The organism is Methylorubrum sp. Q1 (genome assembly GCF_004683995.1).
Lineage (GTDB): Bacteria > Pseudomonadota > Alphaproteobacteria > Rhizobiales > Beijerinckiaceae > Methylobacterium.
Map to the genome: position 1 here is coordinate 1 of NZ_SRHQ01000021.1, position 22505 is coordinate 22505.

28 protein-coding genes, 1 tRNA gene and 2 pseudogenes are annotated in these 22505 nt (G+C 66.1%); 19 read left to right on the plus strand and 12 right to left on the minus strand.

Annotated elements, in window-relative coordinates; genetic code table 11:
- Positions 1-103 (plus strand): annotated as a pseudogene (locus E4V01_RS26265) (methylmalonate-semialdehyde dehydrogenase (CoA acylating)); the annotation flags it as partial.
- A 697-nt stretch (positions 104-800) separates the two neighbouring features.
- Here E4V01_RS26265 and E4V01_RS18685 read toward each other — a convergent pair.
- Both E4V01_RS18685 and alr read right to left on the minus strand, forming a co-directional pair.
- Complete coding sequence (locus tag E4V01_RS18685; RefSeq protein ID WP_135299362.1) at positions 801-2066, minus strand: D-amino acid dehydrogenase; 1266 nt, start codon at positions 2064-2066, stop codon at positions 801-803.
- A gap of 11 nt (positions 2067-2077) precedes the next feature.
- A complete protein-coding gene (gene alr, locus E4V01_RS18690; RefSeq protein ID WP_245517610.1) occupies positions 2078-3220 on the minus strand; it encodes an alanine racemase in 1143 nt (380 codons plus the stop codon).
- Positions 3221-3363: 143 nt separating this feature from the next.
- Between alr and E4V01_RS18695 the strand changes: the two genes are divergently transcribed.
- Together E4V01_RS18695 and E4V01_RS18700 are read left to right on the plus strand one after the other, a co-directional pair.
- Positions 3364-3813 (plus strand): Lrp/AsnC family transcriptional regulator, encoded by a 450-nt coding sequence (locus tag E4V01_RS18695; protein ID WP_060770901.1) that lies wholly within the window; start codon positions 3364-3366, stop codon positions 3811-3813.
- 397 nt (positions 3814-4210) lie between these two features.
- Complete coding sequence (locus tag E4V01_RS18700; protein WP_135299363.1) at positions 4211-4477, plus strand: hypothetical protein; 267 nt, start codon at positions 4211-4213, stop codon at positions 4475-4477.
- Positions 4478-4487: 10 nt separating this feature from the next.
- Here the strand turns inward: E4V01_RS18700 and E4V01_RS18705 are convergent.
- A tRNA-Ile gene (locus E4V01_RS18705) sits at positions 4488-4563 on the minus strand.
- 311 nt (positions 4564-4874) lie between these two features.
- Between E4V01_RS18705 and E4V01_RS18710 the strand changes: the two genes are divergently transcribed.
- Entirely contained in the window at positions 4875-5270 is a 396-nt protein-coding gene (locus tag E4V01_RS18710) for a hypothetical protein (protein ID WP_135299364.1), read from the plus strand.
- Between the two features lie 109 nt (positions 5271-5379).
- Here E4V01_RS18710 and E4V01_RS18715 read toward each other — a convergent pair whose 3' ends face one another.
- Complete coding sequence (locus E4V01_RS18715; protein WP_135299365.1) at positions 5380-5592, minus strand: hypothetical protein; 213 nt, start codon at positions 5590-5592, stop codon at positions 5380-5382.
- Positions 5593-6081: 489 nt separating this feature from the next.
- Between E4V01_RS18715 and E4V01_RS18720 the strand changes: the two genes are divergently transcribed.
- Together E4V01_RS18720 and E4V01_RS18725 are read left to right on the plus strand one after the other, a co-directional pair.
- Positions 6082-6300 (plus strand): hypothetical protein, encoded by a 219-nt coding sequence (locus E4V01_RS18720; protein WP_004446692.1) that lies wholly within the window; start codon positions 6082-6084, stop codon positions 6298-6300.
- The gene (locus E4V01_RS18725) at positions 6297-6602 is read left to right on the plus strand and encodes a hypothetical protein (protein ID WP_135299366.1); all 306 of its coding nucleotides are present in this window, start codon (positions 6297-6299) and stop codon (positions 6600-6602) included. The genes E4V01_RS18720 and E4V01_RS18725 overlap by 4 nt, the downstream gene beginning before the upstream one ends.
- A gap of 83 nt (positions 6603-6685) precedes the next feature.
- Here E4V01_RS18725 and E4V01_RS18730 read toward each other — a convergent pair whose 3' ends face one another.
- Both E4V01_RS18730 and E4V01_RS18735 read right to left on the minus strand, forming a co-directional pair.
- Entirely contained in the window at positions 6686-7732 is a 1047-nt protein-coding gene (locus E4V01_RS18730) for an endonuclease/exonuclease/phosphatase family protein (RefSeq protein ID WP_193763231.1), read from the minus strand.
- 45 nt (positions 7733-7777) lie between these two features.
- Positions 7778-8488 carry a L,D-transpeptidase gene (locus E4V01_RS18735; protein WP_060770907.1) on the minus strand — a complete coding sequence of 237 codons (711 nt, stop codon included), beginning with the start codon at positions 8486-8488 and terminating at the stop codon, positions 7778-7780.
- Positions 8489-8867: 379 nt separating this feature from the next.
- On the opposite strand from E4V01_RS18735, the gene E4V01_RS18740 reads away from it, so the two are divergent.
- Positions 8868-9230, plus strand: a complete 363-nt coding sequence (locus tag E4V01_RS18740) for a phage holin family protein (RefSeq protein WP_135299368.1) — start codon at positions 8868-8870, stop codon at positions 9228-9230.
- A 34-nt stretch (positions 9231-9264) separates the two neighbouring features.
- On the opposite strand, the pseudogene E4V01_RS18745 reads toward E4V01_RS18740, so the two are convergent.
- Positions 9265-9875: pseudogene (locus E4V01_RS18745) on the minus strand (class I SAM-dependent methyltransferase).
- Positions 9876-9990: 115 nt separating this feature from the next.
- Here E4V01_RS18745 and E4V01_RS18750 point away from each other — a divergent pair.
- The 5 genes from E4V01_RS18750 (at position 9991) to E4V01_RS18770 (ending at position 12715) form a co-directional block, all read left to right on the plus strand.
- A complete protein-coding gene (locus tag E4V01_RS18750; RefSeq protein ID WP_135299369.1) occupies positions 9991-10242 on the plus strand; it encodes a hypothetical protein in 252 nt (83 codons plus the stop codon).
- Between the two features lie 750 nt (positions 10243-10992).
- Positions 10993-11232 carry a hypothetical protein gene (locus E4V01_RS18755; RefSeq protein WP_060770909.1) on the plus strand — a complete coding sequence of 80 codons (240 nt, stop codon included), beginning with the start codon at positions 10993-10995 and terminating at the stop codon, positions 11230-11232.
- A gap of 292 nt (positions 11233-11524) precedes the next feature.
- The gene (locus tag E4V01_RS18760) at positions 11525-11980 is read left to right on the plus strand and encodes a hypothetical protein (protein WP_060770910.1); all 456 of its coding nucleotides are present in this window, start codon (positions 11525-11527) and stop codon (positions 11978-11980) included.
- Between the two features lie 88 nt (positions 11981-12068).
- Entirely contained in the window at positions 12069-12278 is a 210-nt protein-coding gene (locus E4V01_RS18765; protein WP_060770911.1) for a hypothetical protein, read from the plus strand.
- Between the two features lie 158 nt (positions 12279-12436).
- Positions 12437-12715 carry a hypothetical protein gene (locus E4V01_RS18770; RefSeq protein WP_135299428.1) on the plus strand — a complete coding sequence of 93 codons (279 nt, stop codon included), beginning with the start codon at positions 12437-12439 and terminating at the stop codon, positions 12713-12715.
- A 273-nt stretch (positions 12716-12988) separates the two neighbouring features.
- Here the strand turns inward: E4V01_RS18770 and E4V01_RS18775 are convergent, their stop codons facing one another.
- A complete protein-coding gene (locus tag E4V01_RS18775; RefSeq protein ID WP_060770912.1) occupies positions 12989-13180 on the minus strand; it encodes a hypothetical protein in 192 nt (63 codons plus the stop codon).
- A gap of 260 nt (positions 13181-13440) precedes the next feature.
- On the opposite strand from E4V01_RS18775, the gene E4V01_RS18780 reads away from it, so the two are divergent.
- Positions 13441-13647, plus strand: coding sequence for a hypothetical protein (locus tag E4V01_RS18780; RefSeq protein WP_135299370.1), 207 nt, complete (start codon positions 13441-13443; stop codon positions 13645-13647).
- 52 nt (positions 13648-13699) lie between these two features.
- Here E4V01_RS18780 and E4V01_RS18785 read toward each other — a convergent pair whose 3' ends face one another.
- The 3 genes from E4V01_RS18785 to mntR form a co-directional block, all read right to left on the minus strand.
- Positions 13700-13903 (minus strand): hypothetical protein, encoded by a 204-nt coding sequence (locus E4V01_RS18785; RefSeq protein WP_060770914.1) that lies wholly within the window; start codon positions 13901-13903, stop codon positions 13700-13702.
- 101 nt (positions 13904-14004) lie between these two features.
- A complete protein-coding gene (locus E4V01_RS18790; protein WP_060770915.1) occupies positions 14005-14313 on the minus strand; it encodes a hypothetical protein in 309 nt (102 codons plus the stop codon).
- Positions 14314-14381: 68 nt separating this feature from the next.
- The gene (gene mntR, locus E4V01_RS18795) at positions 14382-14849 is read right to left on the minus strand and encodes a manganese-binding transcriptional regulator MntR (RefSeq protein WP_083530894.1); all 468 of its coding nucleotides are present in this window, start codon (positions 14847-14849) and stop codon (positions 14382-14384) included.
- A gap of 410 nt (positions 14850-15259) precedes the next feature.
- Between mntR and E4V01_RS18800 the strand changes: the two genes are divergently transcribed.
- Together E4V01_RS18800 and E4V01_RS18805 are read left to right on the plus strand one after the other, a co-directional pair.
- On the plus strand, positions 15260-16594 hold the full coding sequence (locus E4V01_RS18800; protein WP_135299371.1) for an Nramp family divalent metal transporter: 1335 nt from the start codon (positions 15260-15262) through the stop codon (positions 16592-16594).
- A 29-nt stretch (positions 16595-16623) separates the two neighbouring features.
- A complete protein-coding gene (locus E4V01_RS18805) occupies positions 16624-17259 on the plus strand; it encodes a DUF3885 domain-containing protein (RefSeq protein WP_193763232.1) in 636 nt (211 codons plus the stop codon).
- Between the two features lie 27 nt (positions 17260-17286).
- On the opposite strand, the gene E4V01_RS18810 is transcribed toward E4V01_RS18805, so the two are convergent.
- The gene (locus tag E4V01_RS18810) at positions 17287-18177 is read right to left on the minus strand and encodes a LysR substrate-binding domain-containing protein (protein ID WP_135299373.1); all 891 of its coding nucleotides are present in this window, start codon (positions 18175-18177) and stop codon (positions 17287-17289) included.
- Between the two features lie 176 nt (positions 18178-18353).
- Here E4V01_RS18810 and E4V01_RS18815 point away from each other — a divergent pair, with 176 nt between their 5' ends.
- From E4V01_RS18815 to sdhA, 4 genes are all read left to right on the plus strand, one after another.
- Positions 18354-19679, plus strand: coding sequence for an SLC13 family permease (locus tag E4V01_RS18815; RefSeq protein WP_135299374.1), 1326 nt, complete (start codon positions 18354-18356; stop codon positions 19677-19679).
- A 127-nt stretch (positions 19680-19806) separates the two neighbouring features.
- Complete coding sequence (gene sdhC, locus E4V01_RS18820; RefSeq protein WP_012254823.1) at positions 19807-20208, plus strand: succinate dehydrogenase, cytochrome b556 subunit; 402 nt, start codon at positions 19807-19809, stop codon at positions 20206-20208.
- Positions 20209-20216: 8 nt separating this feature from the next.
- Positions 20217-20636: a succinate dehydrogenase, hydrophobic membrane anchor protein gene (gene sdhD / locus E4V01_RS18825; protein ID WP_004446649.1), complete on the plus strand. Its 420-nt coding sequence runs from the start codon at positions 20217-20219 to the stop codon at positions 20634-20636.
- A 29-nt stretch (positions 20637-20665) separates the two neighbouring features.
- Positions 20666-22483 carry a succinate dehydrogenase flavoprotein subunit gene (gene sdhA, locus E4V01_RS18830; RefSeq protein WP_060770919.1) on the plus strand — a complete coding sequence of 606 codons (1818 nt, stop codon included), beginning with the start codon at positions 20666-20668 and terminating at the stop codon, positions 22481-22483.
- Positions 22484-22505: the final 22 nt, after the last annotated feature.

Genomic DNA, 22505 nt, shown 5'->3' on the forward strand with positions numbered 1-22505 from the left:
CCCCGAGGGCATCCGCTTCTACACCCGGCTCAAGACCATCACGACCCGCTGGCCGACCGGCATCCGCGCCGGCGCAGACTTCGTCATGCCGACGATGAGTTGAAGGCGGGGCTGTCATCGATAACAGGGCGGGCTGCGGAAGATCGGAGCCCGCGAATGCGATCGGCCGGCTGTCGCGACATCGTCAGCCGGCCGATCGAAGCAAAATCATGCGTTCGGTGCGCCCCGCACCTGGATCATCGGGGCTGATCGTCTCATCAAGCTCGTTCATGGGCATGTCTGAGGCGATAGAGCATCGTCCCGAAAGGTGGTTGCCGGCTTTCGGAAAAAAAGCATCGTCCTGGATCAGCTATCCAGGACGATGCTTTGACCTGACGACCATGCCGCGAGAACGCGCCATGGCACGCATCCCCAGGGCAGCCCTCGCAACGCTGCGGACATCGCGTGCTCGGCCATCGCGCCCAAGACCCGTGCTCGCTCGACCCGAGCGCCGTCCGTGCGCCGAAGGGTCTGTCGTAGGCGACACCACGGCCGAACGTTGCCGCGGCCTGCCCCGCCCGCGATGGCTCGCGGATTTCCGCCACGTTCTCCCGTCTGCTCGAAACCCGGCTTGTGCTCGCATCCGACGGAGCGTGCCTTCGAGCATCATCCCGAACGGTGGCTGCCGACTTTCGGAAAAGGATGATGCAAAAACAAGAGAATAGAGCATCGTCCTGGATCCTATATCCAGGACGATGCTCTATCGCTCAGGCGAGAGAGCCCGAACTCCTCGGGCCCGACGCAATGACGTCCGTGGGCCGTCACACGGCCCTGGCGTAGCGGGCCAGGGCGAAGTCTGCGGCCGGGATCGGCGGGGCGCTGCCCGAGACCACGTCGGCGAGCATGCGGCCGGAGCCGCAGGCCATGGTCCAGCCCAAGGTACCGTGACCGGTATTGGTGAAGAGGTTGGCGAACCGTGTCGGACCAACGATCGGCGTGCCGTCCGGTGTCATCGGCCGCAGGCCCGTCCAGAACGTGCCCGCCGTCGGATCGCCACCCCCCGGGAACAGATCGCGGACCGAGCGCTCAAGGGTCGCCCGGCGGGGTCCCCGCAGGGTGTGGCTGAAGCCCGCGAGTTCGGCCGTGCCGCCAACCCGGATGCGGTCGCCCAGGCGCGTGATCCCGACCTTGAAGGTCTCATCCATCACCGTCGAGACGGGAGCCCCCTCGGGGTCCATGACGGGCAGCGTCAGGGAATAGCCCTTCACCGGATAGACCGGGAGGTCGATCCCAAGGGGCCGCAGCAGCATCGGCGTGTAGCTGCCCATGGCGGCGACGTAGGCGTCGGCGGTGAGCACCTCGCCCGTAGCGGTGACGATACCCGTGACGGCCCCGCCAGCGTCGCGCAGGCCGGCGATGGCCGTGCCGTAGCGGAAGGTGACGCCGAGCTTCTCGCAGAGTGCGGCGAGGGAGGTCGTGAAGAGGTAGGCGTCCCCGGTCTCGTCGGCGGGCAACCGCAGGCCTCCGACGATGGTTGCGCCAACCCTCGCCAGAGCCGGTTCGGCCCGGATGCAGCCGGCGACATCGAGAACCTTGTAGGGGACCCCGTAGGCGTCGAGCACCGCCGTGTCATTGCCGACCTGATCGAGCTGCTTGGCCGTACGGAAGATCTGGAGCGTGCCCTTCTCGCGGTGGTCGTAGGCGATGCCGGTCTCGGCCCTGAGTTCGCGCAAGGCATCGCGGCTGAACTCGGCGAGGCGGACCATCCGGCCCTTGTTGCGCGCGTAGGCCTCCTCCGTGCAGTTCGCCAGCATCCGCGCGAGCCAGCCGTAGAGCCGCGGCTCCACCCGGGGCCACATCACCAGGGGCCGATGGCGCATCATCAGCCATTTCAGCGCCTTGACCGGGATGCCGGGCGCGGCCCAGGGCGCCGAGTAGCCCGGGGAGATCTGGCCCGCATTGGCGAAGCTGGTCTCCAGGCCGACGCCGGGCTGGCGATCCAGAACCGTCACCTGATGGCCGGCGCGGGCGAGGTAATAGGCCGAGGTGACGCCGACGACGCCGCCTCCGAGGATCATGACGTGCATGGATGAGGCCCTCAGGCGTCGCGATAGTGGCGGTGGAAGCGATGGCCGAGGCTCGTGAGAACCTCGTACCCGATCGTGCCGGCGGCGTCGGCCACGGCATCGAGGCTGCGCGCCGGGCCGACGACCTCGATCCAGCTTCCCGGGGCGACGGCGCCGGGGGGGGCATCCGTCGCGTCGATCACGATGCTGTCCATCGAGACGCGGCCCAGGATGGGCAGGCGGTGGCCGTCCTGCCAGACCTCGCCGCGGCCCGAGGCGCTGCGCAGGAAGCCGTCCGCATAGCCGATGGCCACCGTGGCCAAGCGGCTGTCGCGCGCGACGCGGGCCGTGTGGCCGTAGCCCACCGCGGTCCCGGCCGGTACCTGCCGGACCTGCATCACGCGCGCCGCGAGGCCGACGACGGGCCGCATGGGGTTGGGGCGCCCGGCCTGGGGGGCGATCCCGTAGAGGGCGGCTCCCGGCCGGATGAGATCGTAATGGAAGTCCGCGCTCAGGAATGTGCCGGAGGAGGCCGCGAGGCTCGCAGGGACCCCGGGCAGGCGGGCGCGGAAGGCGTCGAACACCGTCCGCTGCGCGGCATTCGCCGGATCGTCCGGTCGGTCGGCGCAGGCGAGATGGCTCATCACAAGGCGCAGGTCGAGGCCGTCGAACCCGCCCGTGTCGAGGCAGGCGGCGGCCTCGTCCGGGGAGAAGCCGAACCGGGCCATGCCGCTGTCGATCTGCAGGATCGCCGGCAGGCGTCGTCCGAGCCGGGACGCGAGGGCACACCAGGCGGCTCGCTGCCCGTCGTCGTTCAGGACCGGCGTGAGATCGTGCGCATGGCACTCCCCCTCGGTGCCGGACGGAAGGCCGTGCAGGACCGAGATCCCGGCGGCCGGTCCGAGAATCCTGCGCAACGCGAGGCCCTCCTCGGCATGGGCGACGAAGAAGGAGCGGCAGCCCGCCCGCGCCAGGGCGGGGGCGACGCGTTCGATCCCCAGACCGTAGGCATCCGCCTTGACAACGGCGGCGCACGCCGCCCGCGCAGCCATGGCCCGCAGGGCGCAGTAGTTGGCGGCGAGCGCCGCGAGGTCGACCGTCAGGACGGCGCTGGCCGTCGCTGGTACGGGAGGTCCAGCGGACGCGATGGGAGCGGTGCGGGCGAGGGCAGGCAAGGCGTCCGTCCGGAACGGGTTGTGGATACGGCTACTCTAATGCATGATTCATCGAATTTCTCGTCAAACCGTCGAATAATGCGCTATATTTCACTGATCTATAGGATATAATTCGATCATATTGATTTTTCTGCGATGAGGCCATGGACGACATCGATCGGCGCATCATCCGCATGCTCAGGGCGAACGGTCGCATCAGCAACGCGGACCTCGCGGAGGCCGTGGGCCTATCGGCGTCCGCTTGCCACCGAAGGGTGGGATTGCTGGAAAGCTCGGGGGTCATACGCGGATACACGGCGCTGATCGAAGCACCGTCCGAGGAGGGCGGACTGGTCGTGCTCACGCAGTTCACCCTCGACCGGCAGACCGAGGAGTTCCTTAACCAATTCGAGGCCGCGGTGCGCCGCTGCCCGGAGGTTCAGGATTGTTATTTGATGACCGGAATCGCCGATTATTTGGTCAAGCTCAAAGTGAGGGATGCGGCCGACTACGAGCGGTTGCACAAGGAGGTGCTTTCTCGGCTTCCCGGTGTCTCACGCCTACAATCCAGCTTCGCGATCCGGACAATTGTGTCGCCGGCGAGCAGAATTTGATCCTGCAGGATTTAAACTTCCTTCGTTTGACGACCAAAAAATTCCTAATTTAAAATGAGATTAGTTCAAATAAAATGGCGATTATGCACTTTGCAAACCGACCGTTATCATGGTCCGTGTTCGACCATGCGAAAGTTGGCACCAGGCAGAGGGTTCATGGCACCTTGGGACGCAACGTCTGGCGCATAGGACCAAACTCCTTGGCGCGGAGGACCGCTGTCACTGCCGCCCGGGGCATCTGTATTCCCGACCAGTGAGGGTCCCTCAGGAGCCGGGCTGAGGTAAAGCGGGAAACCCTCCCGAAGGATGGTGCAGGCCCTGGCCCTCAGAGGCTGAGCAACGCCCGGGCTTATCAATTCCGCGCGTCCAGGCTGTCCTCGACCTTATGGAGGGTGAGATGAACTGGGTGGATCGGGTGCTGCAGATGGAAGCCTTCGTCCGCGAGGACGATCAGGAGGGGAGGGCCGGCACCCTCGGGGTACTGGACCACGCCGACGTCATCTGGGCCGCCTGGTCGAACGACGGGCATACGCCGGTGATACGGGTCATCCGCGGCCGTGACCTGTCGGGACCTTACAGTTTGCCGGTAGCGATGGGTCGCGGTGCACAAGGTCGAGATCGCACCTGCCGATATACGATGTCGATTATGCCGCTAATCGGTTGAAATAGAAGGGTGGTAGGCCCGGCCGGACTCGAACCGACAACCAGACCGTTATGAGCGGTCGGCTCTAACCATTGAGCTACAGGCCCGCGCTCTTTGCCTGTTCATTACTGACGCTCAACACTGGCTCTCGACGAGAGGTTGGGCGACGGAAACGACGACAGAAACGCCGCTTTTGAGTAGCCGTGCAGGGGGCTTCCGGCAAGCCCTCCACGCATGACCGCTGGCCGCCGAGACCAAGCCGCGCCTCGATCGGACCGGCCTGATCCGAGCCCCACCATCGACGAACGCTTCGCGGCCAACGCGCACGGGCGCAAAGCGTGTGAACCCGGTCGGCCGGTAAGACTGAAGCAACCGGATGCCCCTATGCCGTCGGCCCCACCATCAGCCGGCAGCCAGGATGCTCCTTCCCGAACTCGCGCCCGACTCGCTCCCGCCCCAAGCTGCCGAATGGCGCAAAGCCTTCGGTGCACTCCGTCCGACTGCACCCCCTTGCCGGTATCTCGGCACCACGGCCTGGGCGAACATCCACGAGGCCTGCACCGACTTCATCGAGCGCTTCGGCGCCGCGGCCGTGCGCCTGGGCTGGACCGCGCCGCAGATCTTCGGCGTCCATCCCGAGCACGGGACGTTGCGCGTGGATTGGTGCGGAGTGATGATCACAGGAGGGCAGAAGGCGATCGGCATCGAGCCGAGCCGGATCCTGTTCGGCAATGTGAGCGGCTACCGGAACACGCCCGGCGTACCGACCGGCCTACCGATCTGGGAGTTCGCGGCCCGTCGCGGCGGGACATGACCGAAGACGCACCGGACGCGCTCAGTCGCGAGCGACATCGCGCCCCTTGAAGGGCGACGAACGCCCGCGATGACCTAACCGCCGCTCACGTCCATGGAGCGGCGGCCGGCTACCGTGTGGCCGATCCGGAGAATACGTGCGGCTCGGAGGGGCGATTCTTCGAAAGCGCACTCGGCTCGGCCGTATGGGAACAGGCACCGGCCTGCACCCCGCTTTCGCAGGCCGTCTTCGGCTCGGCATGGCCGAGGCGAGTCGTCGCCGCTGCACTCGACAGCACGAGGACGAGGGCAACGAGCAGGCGGTAGAGAGGAAGACCGATCATCGTCGTGGCTCGGGCGGGGACGAGACTGAGGGGATCAGCTCGGCTGCGGGGCGGGCACACGAATCGCGACCATCGGGCCGCGGATCGGATCGAAGACGGTGATGGTCATCGCGGATGCTCGTGAACGTGGTTGGATCGACGTGTCCCGCTAACGCCTTTGTCCGCGATGGTTTCCACACCCTGTTCGGATGTCGTGAACCATCCGTTAAGGCTGATCCGTCGGGAAGCGCCGCCGCCTCACCAGGGCAGGAAGCGATCGGAAGCCGGTCGCCCGGCCACCATGAATGCGATCGCACCGATGACGCCTGCGAGCACGACAATAACCTCGGTCCCGAACATGCTTTCCCCCCTCGGCCCGGCTTGGGCGAGGTGCGTCTGAAGCGAGGTTGAGGCGGCAACGTGGCCCGCTGAGCGTCCTCGTCGTCGCAGTCGGGGTGGGCGGTGGCAAGAACCTCTCGCGTCGCCCGATGAGCGAACGTAGGTTGTGGCATGCCCGCTGCCCGCTGCGTCCACTACATCGGCTTCAAGGACGACCGCTACTGGAACGCCTTCCGGATCTGGGGCGGCCCCACGATGATCCATCGGCGCTGGGACCGCATTGCCAAGCACGACATAGGCCCGGACGACGTGGCGATCTTCGCCGACGGCGATGAGCACCAGCCCTTGGCGGACTACAACGCGACCGACATCGACGAGCGATGGCTATGACGAACATCATCCGCCCCAATTTCGGTGGCCGCGACCGCGAAGCTGAGCCAGCGATGGCGGCCGAGGCGCTCCACATCTACGGGACCGCAGCAGGCTATCTCGTGGCCCTGCTGGAGGACGCAGGCGGGCCCGAAGGGCGATGCCTCAAGGTCGTCACCGGCTCCGTCGGCGGAAACGTGTTCGAGACCGTCGCCGTGATGCCCGCCACGGACGAAGGACGCATCGATGCCGATATGGCCGCCATGGCGGTTCTGCGCGCGCTGGAAATTGTCGAGCAAGGCAGCGGGCCGGCCTCTGCCTGAGGCGCTGCGGGGACAACGGGAGCGTCTTGTCGGCCCCGCGGCTTTCTCGAAAGGGCCGTCGTCGATGCTCTATCCTACCGACCTCACTGCACCGCCTCGATCGCCTTCTGGGCATCCCGATGATCCTGCTCGGAGGCCTCGGGTGCGTCTTGTCGCGCAGGCGCGTGCGGCGCCCGGCATAGATCGACCCAAATCGGGAAATGATCGGACCCGACATCGTTCAGGCGCTGCATGTCGCTCAAGAGAAAATGCTCGCTGAAAAAGATGTGGTCGAGGGGCCAGCGTGCAAACGGATATTGCGCATGGAAGGTCGAGAACAGGCCGCGCCCCTGACGGGGATCGAGAAGGCCGCTGATGTTCTGGAACAATCGATTCGTGTGTGACCAAGCCACATCGTTGAGATCGCCGGCGACGATGGTCGAACCCTTGGTTTTCGCGACCTCTCGGGCGACCACGACGAGCTCGGCATCGCGCGGCGCGCTGCTATGGCCCGGATGGGGTGGCCGTGGGTGCAGCCCGTAGAACGTGACCGGCTCGCCGCTGGGCAGAACCACCGTTGTGCGTAACGACGGAACGTCCTCCTGCAACAGGAAGCGGATTGTCGGATCGCGCAAGGGAAGGCGGGAATAGAACAGCAGGCCGTAGGTGTTGTCCTGCGGATGTTCGACGCGATGCGGATAATGCGCGCGCAGCGGAGCCATCGCGGCGTGCCATCCCGCATCGGTTTCGAGCAGCAACACCAGATCGGGCGCCTTGGCAGCAATGAGATCGAGCGCCGCACCGTAATCGCGGTTCGATTGGAGCACGTTGAGGACGAGGAGACTGATGCGGTCGTCCGGACGACACGACTCCGCTGCCTTTGCCTGGGGCGCCGCCACGCGCGTGAACGGCAGGATGTAGCTGGCTTGCAGGGCAAGAGCTGCGACCATGGAGACGGCCAGAGTCAGAGCCGTGCCGTCCCGGGAGATCGCGAGAAGCCCGACGCTGCTGACAGCCAGCGCGACCGCGATCTGAAGCCGGGGAAAGTCCAGGCTGCGGATGATACCAAAGTTCGTCGGAATCAAGGGCAGCAACGTCGCGACAATCAGCAGTAGCGCGACAATTTTCAAGGCGATCGACAAATAATCCAAGTCTCTTCCAATCAATCGGAGCCCGCCCCACGCCGATGCAGGCCGCTATGCCGGAAGAACCACCACCTTCGTCTTCACCGGGGTTCGCGCGTAGAGGTGGATCATATCCTGACTGAGCAAGCCGACGCAGCCGCTCGTGATGCCACTTCCGATCGATTCGGGGTCGCTGCTGGCGTAGATCGTGTAGAGCGTGTAGGCGCCGCCCTGATAGAGGTGCAGAGTGCGGGCACCGAGCGGGTTGTCGAGGCCGCCCGGCATCCCACGGGCGTATTGAGCGGCTTCGGGCTGACGCCGGATCATCTCTTTAGGCGGCGTCCAAGTCGCCCATTCGGACTTGCGACCGACATATGCGTCACCGCTCCACAAGAACCCGTCGCGTCCCACATTGGCGCCGTAGCGGGTGGCGGAACCGTCGCCCTCGACGCGGTAGACATAGTAGTTGCGCGGATCGACGATGATCGTTCCAGCCGCTTCTTTGGTCTCGTAGCGAACCGTCCGGCGGTAATACTTTGGATTGACCTTGCTGATATCGACCGCCGGGATCGGGAATTTCTCGTCCGGCATCGGTCCGTAGACCTTCGCCGCATCGGCAAGCATCGTGCCGTCGGACGTCACGCAACCACCGAGCCCGAATGCGCCGAGGGTGGCAGCCGAGCCGACCAGAAACGAGCGGCGGCCAAGACGCCGTGACCGGCATCCGAGCAGAGCGGTCTCGTCCGAACCGCCAGCGTCGGCGTGCCCACCATCGATCGTCATGCTTCAGGGCTTTCCACATCCTGCGGTGCGATGGGGCAATGCATCGGCATCAATCCGGCCATCGTAAGGCTAAGCTGAGAGTGCGGCGACTCGGCCCGCCTGGCAAGTGCGGCGCGCCGTCGATCGATGGCCCCGCAACGATGCCGGCCGCTTCGCTCCGAACCGCACATGGCCGGCCCGCGGATGAATCGCTTGGCTCGATGCCCGATGACTGTCACGGGACGCCTCGCTGGCGAACCTTCACGTTGCAAGTGCTGTCAGTCCGGATGTCGCCGTGCGGAAGCTTCGCGCTAGCTGTAGACCGCGGGCCGCTTTGATGGCTGCGCGTCCTCTCATGCCTGCGAAGGACGAGAGGCTCGGGAACGGTGAGGACGCATCCTTGAACGAACAGACCATTCGAAAAGGTCAGCCGGGTGAAGATCCTCGCACCACCGCCGTCCTGATCCTCGTCGCGATACGCGAGGCCAGCGCTCATCTTGGCAAGCTGCTCCGGCTGGCGCGAACGGAAGTCCGCGGCAACCTCCGTATGCTCGCCCTGCTTGTGCTCCTGTTCGGCGGGGCGCTCCTGTTGGTGCTCGCCTCGCTGGTCCTGTTTCTGATCGCCTTGCGGGACGCATTGGCTGCGCTGATCGGCAACGACGCGCTGGCGGCGTTGATCGTGGCCATGCCGTTCGTCGCCGCCACAGCGATTCTGACGCGCCTTGGCTTCAAGTGGATGAGCCTACGCGCGCCGGTCGGCTGAGCTGTCCGCCGAAGGTGGTTTGCGGATGCCGGCATCAGGCCCAGGCGACCCGGCCGCGGAACGCAAAACCGGCGTAGAACAGGCTGACCCCGGTGAACCCGGTCTCCCGCAGCAGGGCCTCGCCTTCCTCGGGTGAAAGGATCGGCAGGCGTTCTTCGATCCCAATCCTGGCGCTCTCGGCCTGCGCGCGATCGATGCCGGACCTCCTGAAGCGCGCGCATTCGCTCCTGACGCCCGATCAAGTGGAGTGTCGGGATACAGGTGGCGCCATCGAACGGCCCTTCCGGCGCAGTGTCGATCCGTCCTTCGTGCAGGTGTGCCCGGTCCGCGAGGTTGCCGAGGGCGAGGCGTGCGAGGTCGAGCATCGCCGCAGACGGATCGACACCGACGAACGACCAACTGGGTTGGCCCTCGGCGAACACCTTGAGTTCGAGGCCGCCGCCAGCCCCGAGAACGCGCACCTGCGCGTCGTCCGGGGCGCGCTCCGCGAGGCGCAGCATCGCCATGCGCTGCAGGCCAGCCTCAAGCATCGTCTTTTTTCCAAAGCCGGCAACCACCTTTCGGGGCGATGCTCTAGCCAGGCACCATGCGCGGTGGGTTGTCCGCGTATCGGGCAATGGCTTGCGGGCCAGGGAAGGCATCCATGCCGGATGGTCTCACGCTCCCTGATCGTGCAGCGCCTTCATCATGAGGCCCGACAGAAACCCGGCACCGGCCATCGCGGTTGGCTGAGGCCGTCAGAGCCAGTTCGGAGGCGGGAGTGCCGCGCCACTTCTTCGACACGCACGACGGCGAGTTTCATCGTGACGACGAGGGGTCCGAGCAGGCGGATTATGAGGCGGCACGCAAGGAGGCGATGATCTTCCTGCCTGAAGTCGCGCGCTGGGAAATCCCGAAGGACGGCGATCACCGCCCCTTCAGCGTTTTTGTCCGCGATGAAAGCGGGACCATCGTCTACACGGGAAGGCTGACCTATTCCGACATTCGGCTCACCAATGCTGGAAAACCCTGAAATCAAGGCAATAGAGGATCGCTCTCAATCGACTCGCGGCAATGTCACCGACGAAATGGACCGTGATCCAAAATAAGGCTCGAATCTCCTCGAAAGAAATCGCATTGTAATACGGTGAATACAAATAATAATTAATTAGTTTTTTCTGGGATTTTGTGGTAATTATCTGTATCCGCCTCGACCTGCGATTTGTAATCATTCAAATGGTTGTGGGCATTTTAGTGCTTCTGTCTGGTGAGGTCATGACGCTATCGCCGCGCCTTTATAATGATATATTTCATCACCCATGCCCATCGTGCGGAGAGAAACACAAGAAGACAGGGCGCTGGTTTGCGATCGTTGCACGATATCAATGCCCAAGCTGCAATGTAGAAATAATACTGAGCTACCCTATAAAGATTGAAATTTTCAATGCCCACAGCATTCTCAAAGACAAGGGGATGATCTGACAAATTTTTGGATTATGCTCCATCGCGCGATCGTCGCAGCCGTCCAACCCGCCGCCGCACTCCGTCGTTCGACCTTGGCACTGAAAACAACCGGGACCCCAACCACCTTTATAGACCTAAATCTGCGGGGGTACTCCGAAAGTATTAGAGAATAACATCCTGATCTAAGCCGCTCTCGAAACTGTCGGGGCAAAATTCTCCGTCGGTCCTTTGAACAGGTGCTGCGGCTCATAGTTTACGGTTTACCGGCCGGCTCAGATGATGGCTGGCGCGGCGTCATGCGGTGGAAGGCAGGATCCTCATGCCGGACAAAGCAAAGCGCGCCGATCTCGCCCAAAAGGCCCTCGACGCTTACCTGCACGAACACTCCGGCATCCGACGCTGGTGCTATCCATCCACGTCGGACGATATCGGAGAGAGCGACATCATCGACCTCGTCACCGATCTGCTGCTGTTGGCAGAGGTGAAAGGTCACGATCCCTGCGCTGTCGTACGCAAGGCCGAAGTGCATCTTCAGGCCGAAGCCGATTTGCGCGGCTGAGGTGCCCCCCGACCCCGGCGCAATCCGTGGCTGGGGCCGGAACGAGACCCTGCTGTCCTTCGACACATCCACGGTGTCGGGGTCAGCGGGGCGTCGCGAGCCGCACGACCTCGACTGTGCCGCCGATGCCCGCGCCGTCGTCTCGCTGAGGTGCTTGGGGCAGAGTGCCCACCCGTTCCTGCCCTCAGGTCGCCTCCCCCGAGCCTGCCCGCCCGGGGTCGGCCTGCGGCGTCGCGTCCAGGAACAGGCAGCCGGCGTTCGCCTTGCCCCTCCAACGCCCAGGGAGATCGATGTGACACGATACGCCGTAAGCACGCTGGGCACTCTGTGCCTCATGCTGTCCGCCAACCTCGCCCATGCCGAAGGGAAGCCGCTGCCCCCACCGGCCTCTGACGGACAGCCCGTCATGGAACTGACCATGGAGAAGAAGGATCGCAAGATCGTCTGCTCGCCCGCCGAGCTCCGGTTGCCCGCGAATACGAATGCCGAGCTACGGGTCATCAACAAAGCCGACCAGCCCGTGACCCTGACCATGGACGGCCAGTTCGAGAACGGCCTCGTGCAGCATGTGGACGGTGACCAAGGCCACTCCGCGAGCGAGAAGGGCTACACCATCAAGCTGAACGGGAAAGCCACGCTCAAGTTCAGGACGATGGCGGCCGGCGAGCATCCCTACGGATGCACGGGTGTGAACAGCCAGAGCGACCCCTTCGTCGGAAAGTACATTCTCGTTCCGCCGGCCGGCTGAAGCGCAGAGGCGATCGAAGAGCCGCGGAACCGAGCCTGCCGCTGAGGTTTGGCTCGGTATCGCATCTCACCCGCAAGCGAGGAACGCCATGTCGAGCGACACCCAACAGCATCACGAACTCCTCAGCGCCGTCAAAGCGGCTCAGGGCACGCAGGACGGCTCCTTCGAAAAGGCTGTGACACGCGCTTTCGAACACGTTTTCGAGCACCTGGATCGGCTGAACTCTCACGTCTCGACTGGTGGTTCCGAGGGTGAAGAGCGGCTGCTCAAGCCCGACGAGTCTCCCACCCTTCGCTGATATGGTGAGGGATCCCGGCCCTCACGCGATGCGCAACGTGATCCATTCCCTGTGCGTCCCTGCCGCATTCTCGCGGGGGGTGTTTCGGGCATTGGCCTGAACGAACCGGGCAACCCGGCGTTGATCCTGCTCAACGACGAACAGGGATGGAAACGACCATGCAGACCAAGACAATCGCGCTTGCCGCAGCGCTGACACTGGCGCTTTCGGGGGCCGCTCTGGCTCAAACCGCTGCCGGCGGCGGAAGCGCCGAGGGCAACATGAACAACCCGGGCAGCGTGAAGAGCAATTCCGAGAAGAGCATGGAGCGCGCAACGGGATCGACGACCGGCAGCACGACCGGAACCCGCATGGCCCCGGCGGCGCCTGGTGCTGCTGGCGGCACGTCCAGCGGCAGCATGGGCACCGGTGCGGGTGGCGCGGCAAGCGGTCGCTGACCGATCCACGGCGAGATGAGCTTGGGAGGGTCGGCGTAATGCCGGCCCTCTTTCGTTGCGATCCCGCCCTCTCTTGGTCGTCTCGGAGTGGTGCTCTGCTCCCCCGCGGTCAGCCGCGACCACCCCCGCCAGAAACCGAGTCAGACCTCAAGGCGCGCGTTACGAGCTTAGAGCCGTATCCGACCTGATCACATCAGGTCGGATACGGCTCTAAGCCCTTGCTTTGACGCGCATTCTTTCGACGAACCGGTGACCACTTCGCCGGAATGCGCTCTAGCGTTTCGACTTCCTGTCCTCCGGCGTCTCCGGCTTGAAGTCCTTCGAGGGATCGGGGTTGTCCTCGGGCTTGAGCGTCGCCCCGGGCGTGCCTTTGCCGGGATGCCCCGTCTGCTCGTCGATGCTCCCGAGTGCGCCGCCTTTGTGCGTCTTGCTGGCGTCTGCACCCGGCTTCTCCGGCTTCCTCATGACGTTCTCCCGTTCGGAGCGCAGAGCGCTTCAGGCCGTAGAACGCGCAGCAGGCCCGAAGGAGCCGTCCATTCGGCATTATGATGCAGATTTGATCGGCCGGAGCCGGTGGACCGCTCGTCGGGCAATGGTGATGGAACTGAAATCACGGTCGCCGGAGAGGCCCCGCGAAGCCTCCGATCAGCGACCCGTCCGACTTCGGGACGGCTCGCGATCCCCGAGCGGCTGCCCTATTCTCATCCACCGAACAGGAGAACGTCATGCGCTACACCGTTCACTGGACCGGACCCTCGGGCCCTTCCAAGGAACCGCACGACCTCGGGGCGAGGGCCGCCGAGCGGGCCATGACCTTTGCGAGCATGGGCGCCTCGGATGTCTACGTGGAGACCAGCGAGGGACGGGTGTTCCGGGCGCCGGCGCAGATGGCCGCCTTGGTTCAGTACGCGCAGACCGCCGACGCCGAGTAGAGCCGAGGCGGACGGCGGCAATCCCCGCGGCCCGCCTCCGGAGGCGGGCCGCTCATGAGCCGACGAGCTGCCATTCGAAGACGAGCTGGCGCAGCCGCGCCTGGGCGGCGCGGCGGGCCTCGTCGAAGGTCGCGTAGCTCTGCGCGCCGTAGCGCCTTGGCTCCCCCTTCTCGACGATGGAACAGACGAAGCGGCCCGGGAGCCGCCAGCAGGGTCTCACATCGATGGAGTAGGGATGGGCATTCCGGTCAGCCATGCGGGCATGGTGCCACGCCCTGCGGCAGCGACCAAGGCGCGGCGACACCGCGCAGTGTTCACATTTGTCAGCGAGCGAATTTTTGCACCGGATGGGCGACCTCAGCTCTCGTCCTGATCCTGCGCGGGGCGCAGGGAGCGCTCGATCGTCTCCAGAACGGTCGTTGCGAGCGCCGCATCCGGATCGTCGCGGAACAGCACGTCGCGCAGCATGGCGAGGTAGCCTTCGAGGCGCTCGTCGTAGTGATCGGAATCGATCGAACGCAGCACGCTGGCCAGGAAGCCCACCGCCATCTGGTGGGCCACCTGCTTGGCGCCGAGTTCGGCGAGCCCTTCGGCGAGGTTCGTCACCGCCGCGTCGTGCCGGGCGCTGACGGCGGCGAGCGCCGTCAGTTGCTGGGTCTGGTCCATCGGGTCGGGTCCTCGGAAGCACGTCGGGAGATCAGGCGGGAAGCGGGCCGGGCGGTTGGGATCGGAGCCTACAGCTTCGCGTCGGCGAAGCGGCGGAACGCGTCCAGCGTCTCGGCGCTGACATGGTGCTCGATCCCCTCCGCGTCGCGTCGTGCCGTCTCGGCACTGACGCCCACGGCGCGCAGGAAGCGCTCGACGATGCGGTGGCGTTCCCGCGACTGCTCGGCCAAAGCCTGCCCCGCCGGGGTGAGGAACACGCCGCGATAGGGCCGCTGCTGCACGAGGCCGTCCTCGGCGAGCCGCTTGAGCATCTTGGCGACCGTCGGCTGGGCCACGCCGAGGCGGGCGGCGATATCGACCTGCCGCGCCTCGCCGCCATCGCCGATCAGGTCGGCGATCAACTCGACGTAATCCTCCACCAGTTCGAGACGGCGCGCCTCGCGGGCCTGACGGAAGCTCTCGACATGGACCTCCGCATCGACGAGCGGCGCATCCGCGCCCGCCGGGTGCACCTCGGGTGCCGGCTTCTGCCCCATCTCTCGCCCCATCTCTCGCGACGCATCCTGCATGAGGCGGCGGGCTCCTCCATTTCGGGCGCGGCCTGATTGGCCCACGCCTCATAGGGTCGTCCAGCGCCTTCACGAAACACCCGGCGCACGGACCGCGCCTCGGCAAGGGCAAGAACGGTGGCAAGCGCGACGGCGAGTGCGATCGATCCGCCCGGTGTTTCGAAGGTACCGTGCCGACCTGTTTAACCTAAGCGCCCCACGGCCGGGAACCCGGTTGGAAGCCCCTTGATCTCAGCTTCGGCGCAGCTTTATAGCTGATGCTATAAGGACGGGCTGTGTGCGGGTGCGAATGGAGCGCCCGGCTCTCCTGCGCCGGTCCGCTCCATCGGGAGCGACGGGCAGGGGCAATCGGCCCCCCGATACGAATGGAAGCGGTGATGGATCAGGTTCGGCCGGCACCGCCCGGGCAAGCCCCTGCGGAACCGAGCCTCGGCGCGCTCAATGGCAGCGTGCCGGTGCGGGCGGGCGGGTCCTGGCTGTGGCGGCTCTTCGCCTTCATCGGGCCGGGATACATGATCTCGGTCGGCTATATGGACCCGGGCAACTGGGCCACCGACATCGCCGGCGGCGCCCAGTTCGGCTACGCGCTGCTCTCCGTCATCCTGCTCTCGAACCTGATGGCAATCGTGCTGCAGGCGCTGGCGGCGCGGCTCGGCATCGCCACCGGCCTCGACCTCGCCCAAGCCTGCCGCGAGCGGACCTCCCGGCCCGTCTCCATCGCCCTGTGGCTGATCTGCGAGGCGGCGATCATCGCCTGCGACCTCGCCGAGGTGATCGGCACGGCCATCGCCCTCAAGCTCCTGTTCGGCATCCCGCTGACGCTGGGCGCGATCATCACGGCCCTCGACGTGTTCGTGGTGCTGCTGCTGCTGCGCCGGGGCTTCCGGGCGCTGGAGGCCTTCGTGATCGGCCTCCTGACGATCATCTTCGTCTGCTTCGGCCTGCAGATCGCGATGGCGGCCCCCCCGATCCAGGCCGTGCTCGGCGGCTTCGTGCCCTCACGGGAGATCGTGACCAACCCGGCCGCGCTCTACATCGCCATCGGCATCATCGGCGCGACCGTGATGCCGCATAACCTCTACCTCCACTCCTCGATCGTGCAGACGCGCGCCTATCCCCGCACCGATCAGGGCCGGCGCGAGGCCCTGCGCTTCGCCGTCACCGACTCGACGGTGGCGCTGATGCTGGCCCTGTTCGTCAACGCCGCGATCCTGATCATGGCCGCCTCCGTGTTCCACGCGGGCGGGCGCACCGATGTCGAGGAGATCGAGCAGGCCTACGAGCTGCTCTCGCCCTTGCTCGGTGTCGGCCTCGCCTCGACGCTGTTTGCCGTGGCGCTCCTGGCGTCCGGCCTCAACTCGACGGTGACCGCGACGCTGGCCGGCCAGATCGTGATGGAGGGCTTCCTGCGGCTGCGCCTGCCGCCCTTCGCCCGGCGGTTGGTGACGCGGGGCATCGCCATCGTCCCCGTGGTGATCGTCACCGCCCTCTACGGCGAGCAGGGCACGGCCCGGCTCCTCGTGCTGAGCCAGGTGGTGCTCTCGATGCAACTGCCCTTCGCGGTGATCCCGCTGGTGCGCTTCGTCTCCGACCGGCGGCTGATGGGCCCGCTCGTGATCCCCGGCTGGCTGAAGGGGCTGTCCTGGGTCATCGCCGGCATCATCGTCGTGCTGAACGTGAAGCTGTTGATCGACACCCTGATCGGTGGTTGAGTGGATATCGTTTTCTCCGAAGCCACATGATGCCGGACGCTTCCATCCTCCGAAGAATCGAGACCGCCTTCGGCCACGATCGGGGCTTTCCTCAACCAACATTCTACGCGTTTGCGAACGCCCTGCGATTCGATCTCGGAGGTGATGTGGAAGCGGTAGGGACGCGCTTCCTTCAGGCTATCGACCGGGCGAGGGCAATCGCGCGCGCTCTTTTCGCCCGTTCAGGGATGCTCACCGCCGTCGCTCCGCTTTACGGCGATTACCAGCCGAAACGGCGCGCGGAGCGCTGGCAAGGCACCCTGAAGGAACTCGGCTTCACGGCGTCGTTCGATGGATGCGAGCGGACGTGGGAGGACGATGACCCAGAACGTTTCTGCGATTGGTACATGGCTGATTTCGGCAACGATCCGGCGCTGATCGATGCCGTATTGTGGGCGAACATCGCCAGGGAACTCGGCGTCACACCGAAGGCGCGCTGGCTACCTCGCATTTTCATCGCTGATTTCGAACGCCGCCTGATCCTGTTCGCTTACGATGATCGAGGCATGGATGTCGTCGCGATGGCTCGCGAGCCGCTCCAGCCAATCTACGATCAATTCGGCGATTGGCTGCTCGACTATGACCGCGCCAGGATGGACACGCATTTCGCCGCCCGCTTTGGCTGAGCACACCGGCGCCTCGACCCGACGACATCAAGACTCGGCCGCACGCAGATGCGCCACGAAATCCTGCGCGAAGGGCGGCAGTCCCGCCAGATCCCGCAGGCAGAGCTTGAGGTCGCGCGCCGCCCAAGGATCCTCCAGCGGAACGGGCGCGATGCTCATCGTGCGCTTGGCCCGCCGCGCGGTGGTCTCCGGCACGATGCCGAGGCCGACGCCGCATTCCACGAGGCGGCAGACCGCGTCGAAGCTGCGCAACTGCACCCGCAGCCGCATCGGCCGGCCGATGCGGGAGGCCTTGGCCGCGAGGAATCGGGTCAGGGCGCTCGGCCGGTCGAGGCCGACGAGGTCGTGCTCCAGCACCTCTGCGAAGCCGAGGCTGTGGCGCCCCGCGAGCGGGTGGCCGGCGGCGACCACGACCACGAAGCGGTCGTGACGGAAGGGGAAGGTTTGGAGCGTGCCGGTATCGACGGTGCCCGCGACGATGCCGAGATCGGCGGCCCCGTCGGCCACCATGCCGACGATCTCGTCGGATGTCCGCTCCTCGATATCGACGCTGACGCCGGTATGCAGGGCGAGGTAGGCGGAGAGCGCCTCGGGCAGGAATTCGGTGAGCGCGTTGGTGTTCGACAGGACCCGGATCTGGCCGACGGCGCCGCCCGCGAACACGGAAAGATCGCCCTGCAGCCGCTCGATCTGGCCCATGATCTCGCGGGCATGCGCCAGCAGGGTGCGGCCGGCGGGCGTCACCGTCACGCCCTGGCGCCCGCGCAGCAGGAGCGCCGCGCCGAGCGACGCCTCCATCGCCCGCACCCGCGCCGAGGCGGCGGCGAGCGCGAGGTTCGCCCGCTCGGCCCCATGGGTGATGGAACCGGCCTCGACGACGTGGCGGAACAGGTTCAGATCGACGAGATCGAAGCGCATGGCAGGGTGAATTCGAAAGAGCGCTCTCTGCCCCGCATTCGCGTGGGATGGAGCTAGGCTCGGTCATGAAGCCTATCACGAGAGCGTGAGCCAGGCATCGGCCTTCGCGAACGGCGAAGGCACCTACCACGAAAGCCGAATTGCGAACGCTTCCAATTCGCGTTTGAAGCGCGCTCATGAGTGCCGCGGCGGCCAGCATCTTCGGGGGACAGGGCACGGTCGTCGCGGCCGGGGGCCTGCTCGTGCTGTGCATGGGGCTGTGGGCGACCGGGCTCGTGGCCGAGATCGTCACCGCGCTGATGTTCTTCGCGCTCGCGATGCTGCTCAAGCTCGCCCCGGCGCAGACGGTGTTTTCCGGCTTTGCCTCCTCCGCCTTCTGGCTGGTGACGAGCGGCATGGTGGTCGGGCTCGCCATGAACCGCACCGGACTGGGCGACCGGCTCGCGCGCAGGCTGGCCGCGCGGCTGCCCGCCTCCTATCCGGGGTTCATCGCCGGCCTCGTCGCCTTCTCCTTCGCGCTCGCCTTCGTGATGCCGTCCAATCTCGGGCGCATCGCCCTGATGGTGCCGGTGGTCATCGCCCTGTGCGACGCCTTCGGGCTTGAGGCCGGGCGTCCGGGCCGGACGGGAGCGCTGCTCGCCTTCGGCATCGCCACGCCGATGCTCTCGGCGGCGATCCTGCCCGCCAACGTGCCGAACCTCGTGATGGCCGGCACCGCCGACACACTGTTTGATATCCATCTCAGCTATCTCCCGTATCTCTTTCTGCACGCTCCGGTTCTCGGCCTCGTCAAGGGCGCGATTCTGGTCGCCTGCACGATCCTGATCTTTCCCGATCGCCTCGACGGGAAACGGCCCGAACTGCCGCCGCTGCCCCCGTTATCGGCCGAAGAGCGGCGCCTCTCGGTGATCCTCGCGGTGATGCTGGCGCTTTGGCTCAGCGACGGCTGGCACGGCATCCCCCCGGCCTGGATCGGGCTCGCGGCCGCGGTGATCTGCCTGTTGCCGGGCACCGGCGTCCTGTCGTCCCAGAGCTTCGGTGAGATCCCGTTGCGGACCTGCTTCTACGTCGCCGCCCTGTTCGGGCTGACGGCGGTGGTCAACGAGACCGGGCTCGGGACCGATCTCGGCCACGCGCTCCTCTCGGTCGCCCCGCTGGAGCCGGGCGCGCCCGCCAAGAATTTCGCGACCCTGACCGGCCTGTCGATCGGCTTCCTGTTCACCGCCACCGCCAACGGCGCGCCCGCCCTCTACACCGCGCTGGCGGAGGAGTTCTCGCGCGCCAGCGGCTTCGACCTGATGAGCGTGCTGATGGTGCAGGTGGTCGGCTACTCGACGCTGTTCCTGCCCTATCAGGCGCCGCCCATCATCATGACGATGGATCTCGGCCGCCTGTCTCTGGCCGACGCGACCAAACTCACGCTCGCCACGGGCGTCGCCTCGCTCATCGTCGCGATCCCGCTTGCCTATTTTTGGTTCAGGCTGACCGGGAGACTGACATGAGACAGATCCGCGCGATCGTCAGCTTGACCAATGCTGCACCGCAGCACCGGCATTGCCGGCCAGAGCCGAGCGCCCTAACCCTTCCCTGGAATTTATCCAGTCTTCGACGCGAGGATCGTGAGCCGCGATGAACCCTACCGTCAGACCTACGGTCGCCCAGCCGCTCTCGCCCCATCTCCAGATCTACCGCTGGACCTGGACCATGGCGATGTCGGTGTTCCACCGCATCACCGGCACGGCGCTCTACGGCGGCACCTTCCTCGTCGCGGTGTGGCTGGTGGCGCTCGCCTCCGGTCCGCGCGCCTACGACACGGTGGCATGGTTCTTCGGTTCGTGGGCCGGGCGCGCCATCCTGTTCGCCTATACCTGGGTGCTGCTGCACCACATGCTCGGCGGCCTCCGCCACTTCATCTGGGACGCGGGCTACGGCTTCGACCGCGACCGTCGTCTGGGGCTCGCCCGCGCCACGCTGATCGGCTCCGTCACCCTGACCATCGTGATCTGGGCGATCGCCCTGCTCGTGCGCTGAGGCTTCCCATGTCCCAGGTCGACAACCGCCAGAACACCGCGCTCTCCATGCGCACGCCGCGCGCCCGGGTGAAGGGCCTCGGCGCCTCGGGCCATGGCGCCGGCCATTTCTGGCTGCAGCGCCTGACCGGCGCCTCGAACGCGCTCTTGATGCTCGCCTTCGTCGTCATCATCGCGCTGATGGCCGGGCGGACCTATCCGCAGGCGGTCGCGCTGGTGTCGCACCCGCTGGTCGCGATCATCCTGATCCTGGCCGTGGTGTCGGTGACGATCCACATGCGTCTCGGCATGCAGACGGTGATCGAAGACTACGTCCACAGCCACGGCCTCAAGTTCGCGGCGCTCATCGCCAACACCTTCTACGCGGTCGCGGTGGCCGCCGCCTGCCTCTACGCGATCCTCCGCGTGAGCCTGGGCGGCCTCGCCTGATCGTCGTCACGGAACCAAGGATTCACGCCATGGCCTCCAACGGAACGAACGGCGGCGCGCCCGCCTACGCCATCATCGACCACACCTTCGACGTGGTGATCGTCGGCGCCGGCGGCGCGGGCCTGCGCGCCACGGTCGGCTGCTCCCAGGCCGGCCTGCGCACCGCCTGCATCACCAAGGTGTTCCCCACCCGCTCGCACACGGTGGCGGCGCAGGGCGGCATCTCCGCCTCGCTCGGCAATATGGGGCCGGACGACTGGCGCTGGCACATGTACGACACCGTGAAGGGGTCGGACTGGCTCGGCGATCAGGACGCGATCGAGTACCTCGTGAGGAACGCCCCCGCAGCGGTCTACGAGCTGGAGCACTGGGGCGTGCCGTTCTCCCGCACGGACGAGGGCAAGATCTACCAGCGCCCGTTCGGCGGCATGACCACCGATTACGGCAAGGGCACCGCGCAGCGCACCTGTGCCGCGGCCGACCGCACCGGCCACGCCATGCTCCACACGCTCTACGGGCAGGCGGTGAAGAACAAGACCCAGTTCTTCATCGAGTATTTCGCACTCGACCTGATCATGGACGAGGACGGGCGCTGCCGCGGCGTCATCGCCATCGACCAGGCGACCGGCGAGATCCACCGCTTCCGCGCCCAGCAGACCATCCTCGCCACCGGCGGCTACGGCCGCGCCTACTTCTCGGCAACCTCGGCCCATACCTGCACCGGTGACGGCAATGCCATGGTGCTGCGCGCCGGCCTGCCGCTGCAGGACATGGAGTTCGTGCAGTTCCACCCGACCGGCATCTACGGCGCCGGCTGCCTCATCACGGAAGGCGCGCGCGGCGAGGGCGGCTACCTCACCAACTCCGAGGGCGAGCGCTTCATGGAGCGCTACGCCCCCTCGGCCAAGGACCTCGCCTCCCGCGACGTGGTCTCCCGCTCGATGACCATGGAGATCCGCGACGGCCGCGGCGTGGGCAAGGATAAGGACCACATCTTCCTGCACCTCGACCATCTCGACCCGAAGATCCTGCACGAGCGCCTGCCCGGCATCTCGGAGAGCGCAAAGATCTTCGCGGGCGTAGACGTGACCAAGGAGCCGATCCCGGTTCTGCCGACGGTCCACTACAACATGGGCGGCATCCCGACCAACTTCCACGGCGAGGTGCTGACCCTCAAGAACGGCAACCCCGACACGGTGGTGCCGGGCCTGATGGCGCTCGGCGAGGCGGCCTGCGTCTCGGTGCACGGGGCCAACCGCCTCGGCTCGAACTCGCTGATCGACCTCGTGGTGTTCGGCCGCGCCGCGGGTCTGCGCTGCGCCGACATCGTCGAGCCCGATGCCCGCCAGCCGGAACTGCCAAAGGGCTCGGCCGACAAGGCGCTCACGCGCCTCGACCGCTTCCGCTATGCCGACGGCGGCACCCCGACCGCGCAGCTGCGCGACCGGATGCAGCGGACGATGCAGAACAACTGCGCCGTCTTCCGCACCGGCGAGGTGCTGGAGGAGGGCAAGGGCCTGATCCACGAGGTCTGGCGCGGCGTCTCCGACATCGCCATCACCGACCGTTCGCTCGTTTGGAACACCGACCTGCTCGAGACCCTGGAATTCGACAACCTGATCGGTCAGGCGGTCGTGACCATGGAATCGGCGGTCAACCGCAAGGAAAGCCGCGGCGCGCATGCCCGCGAGGACTTCCCCGACCGCGACGACAAGGAGTGGATGAAGCACACGCTCGCGTGGCTCGACCAATCCAAGCACGGCGTCGAGATCGATTACCGCCCGGTCCACACCTACACGATGTCGAACGACATCCAGTACATCGAGCCGAAGGCGCGGGTTTACTGATGCAGCCCGCCGCGCAGTCGGT

Coding starts and splice junctions, on each gene's coding strand:
- sdhD (WP_004446649.1), top strand. CDS start 20,217: ATGTCCCAGGTCGACAACCGCCAGAACACCGCGCTCTCCATGCGCACG.
- E4V01_RS18780 (WP_135299370.1), top strand. CDS start 13,441: ATGCGCTACACCGTTCACTGGACCGGACCCTCGGGCCCTTCCAAGGAA.
- E4V01_RS18790 (WP_060770915.1), bottom strand. CDS start 14,313: ATGGACCAGACCCAGCAACTGACGGCGCTCGCCGCCGTCAGCGCCCGG.
- E4V01_RS18735 (WP_060770907.1), bottom strand. CDS start 8,488: ATGACGATCGATGGTGGGCACGCCGACGCTGGCGGTTCGGACGAGACC.
- mntR (WP_083530894.1), bottom strand. CDS start 14,849: ATGGGGCAGAAGCCGGCACCCGAGGTGCACCCGGCGGGCGCGGATGCG.
- E4V01_RS18685 (WP_135299362.1), bottom strand. CDS start 2,066: ATGCACGTCATGATCCTCGGAGGCGGCGTCGTCGGCGTCACCTCGGCC.
- sdhC (WP_012254823.1), top strand. CDS start 19,807: ATGAACCCTACCGTCAGACCTACGGTCGCCCAGCCGCTCTCGCCCCAT.
- sdhA (WP_060770919.1), top strand. CDS start 20,666: ATGGCCTCCAACGGAACGAACGGCGGCGCGCCCGCCTACGCCATCATC.
- E4V01_RS18805 (WP_193763232.1), top strand. CDS start 16,624: ATGCCGGACGCTTCCATCCTCCGAAGAATCGAGACCGCCTTCGGCCAC.
- E4V01_RS18695 (WP_060770901.1), top strand. CDS start 3,364: ATGGACGACATCGATCGGCGCATCATCCGCATGCTCAGGGCGAACGGT.
- E4V01_RS18765 (WP_060770911.1), top strand. CDS start 12,069: ATGTCGAGCGACACCCAACAGCATCACGAACTCCTCAGCGCCGTCAAA.
- E4V01_RS18710 (WP_135299364.1), top strand. CDS start 4,875: ATGCTCCTTCCCGAACTCGCGCCCGACTCGCTCCCGCCCCAAGCTGCC.
- E4V01_RS18715 (WP_135299365.1), bottom strand. CDS start 5,592: ATGATCGGTCTTCCTCTCTACCGCCTGCTCGTTGCCCTCGTCCTCGTG.
- E4V01_RS18720 (WP_004446692.1), top strand. CDS start 6,082: ATGCCCGCTGCCCGCTGCGTCCACTACATCGGCTTCAAGGACGACCGC.
- E4V01_RS18815 (WP_135299374.1), top strand. CDS start 18,354: ATGAGTGCCGCGGCGGCCAGCATCTTCGGGGGACAGGGCACGGTCGTC.
- E4V01_RS18810 (WP_135299373.1), bottom strand. CDS start 18,177: ATGCGCTTCGATCTCGTCGATCTGAACCTGTTCCGCCACGTCGTCGAG.
- E4V01_RS18770 (WP_135299428.1), top strand. CDS start 12,437: ATGCAGACCAAGACAATCGCGCTTGCCGCAGCGCTGACACTGGCGCTT.
- E4V01_RS18775 (WP_060770912.1), bottom strand. CDS start 13,180: ATGAGGAAGCCGGAGAAGCCGGGTGCAGACGCCAGCAAGACGCACAAA.
- E4V01_RS18785 (WP_060770914.1), bottom strand. CDS start 13,903: ATGGCTGACCGGAATGCCCATCCCTACTCCATCGATGTGAGACCCTGC.
- E4V01_RS18725 (WP_135299366.1), top strand. CDS start 6,297: ATGACGAACATCATCCGCCCCAATTTCGGTGGCCGCGACCGCGAAGCT.
- E4V01_RS18700 (WP_135299363.1), top strand. CDS start 4,211: ATGAACTGGGTGGATCGGGTGCTGCAGATGGAAGCCTTCGTCCGCGAG.
- E4V01_RS18800 (WP_135299371.1), top strand. CDS start 15,260: ATGGATCAGGTTCGGCCGGCACCGCCCGGGCAAGCCCCTGCGGAACCG.
- E4V01_RS18755 (WP_060770909.1), top strand. CDS start 10,993: ATGCCGGACAAAGCAAAGCGCGCCGATCTCGCCCAAAAGGCCCTCGAC.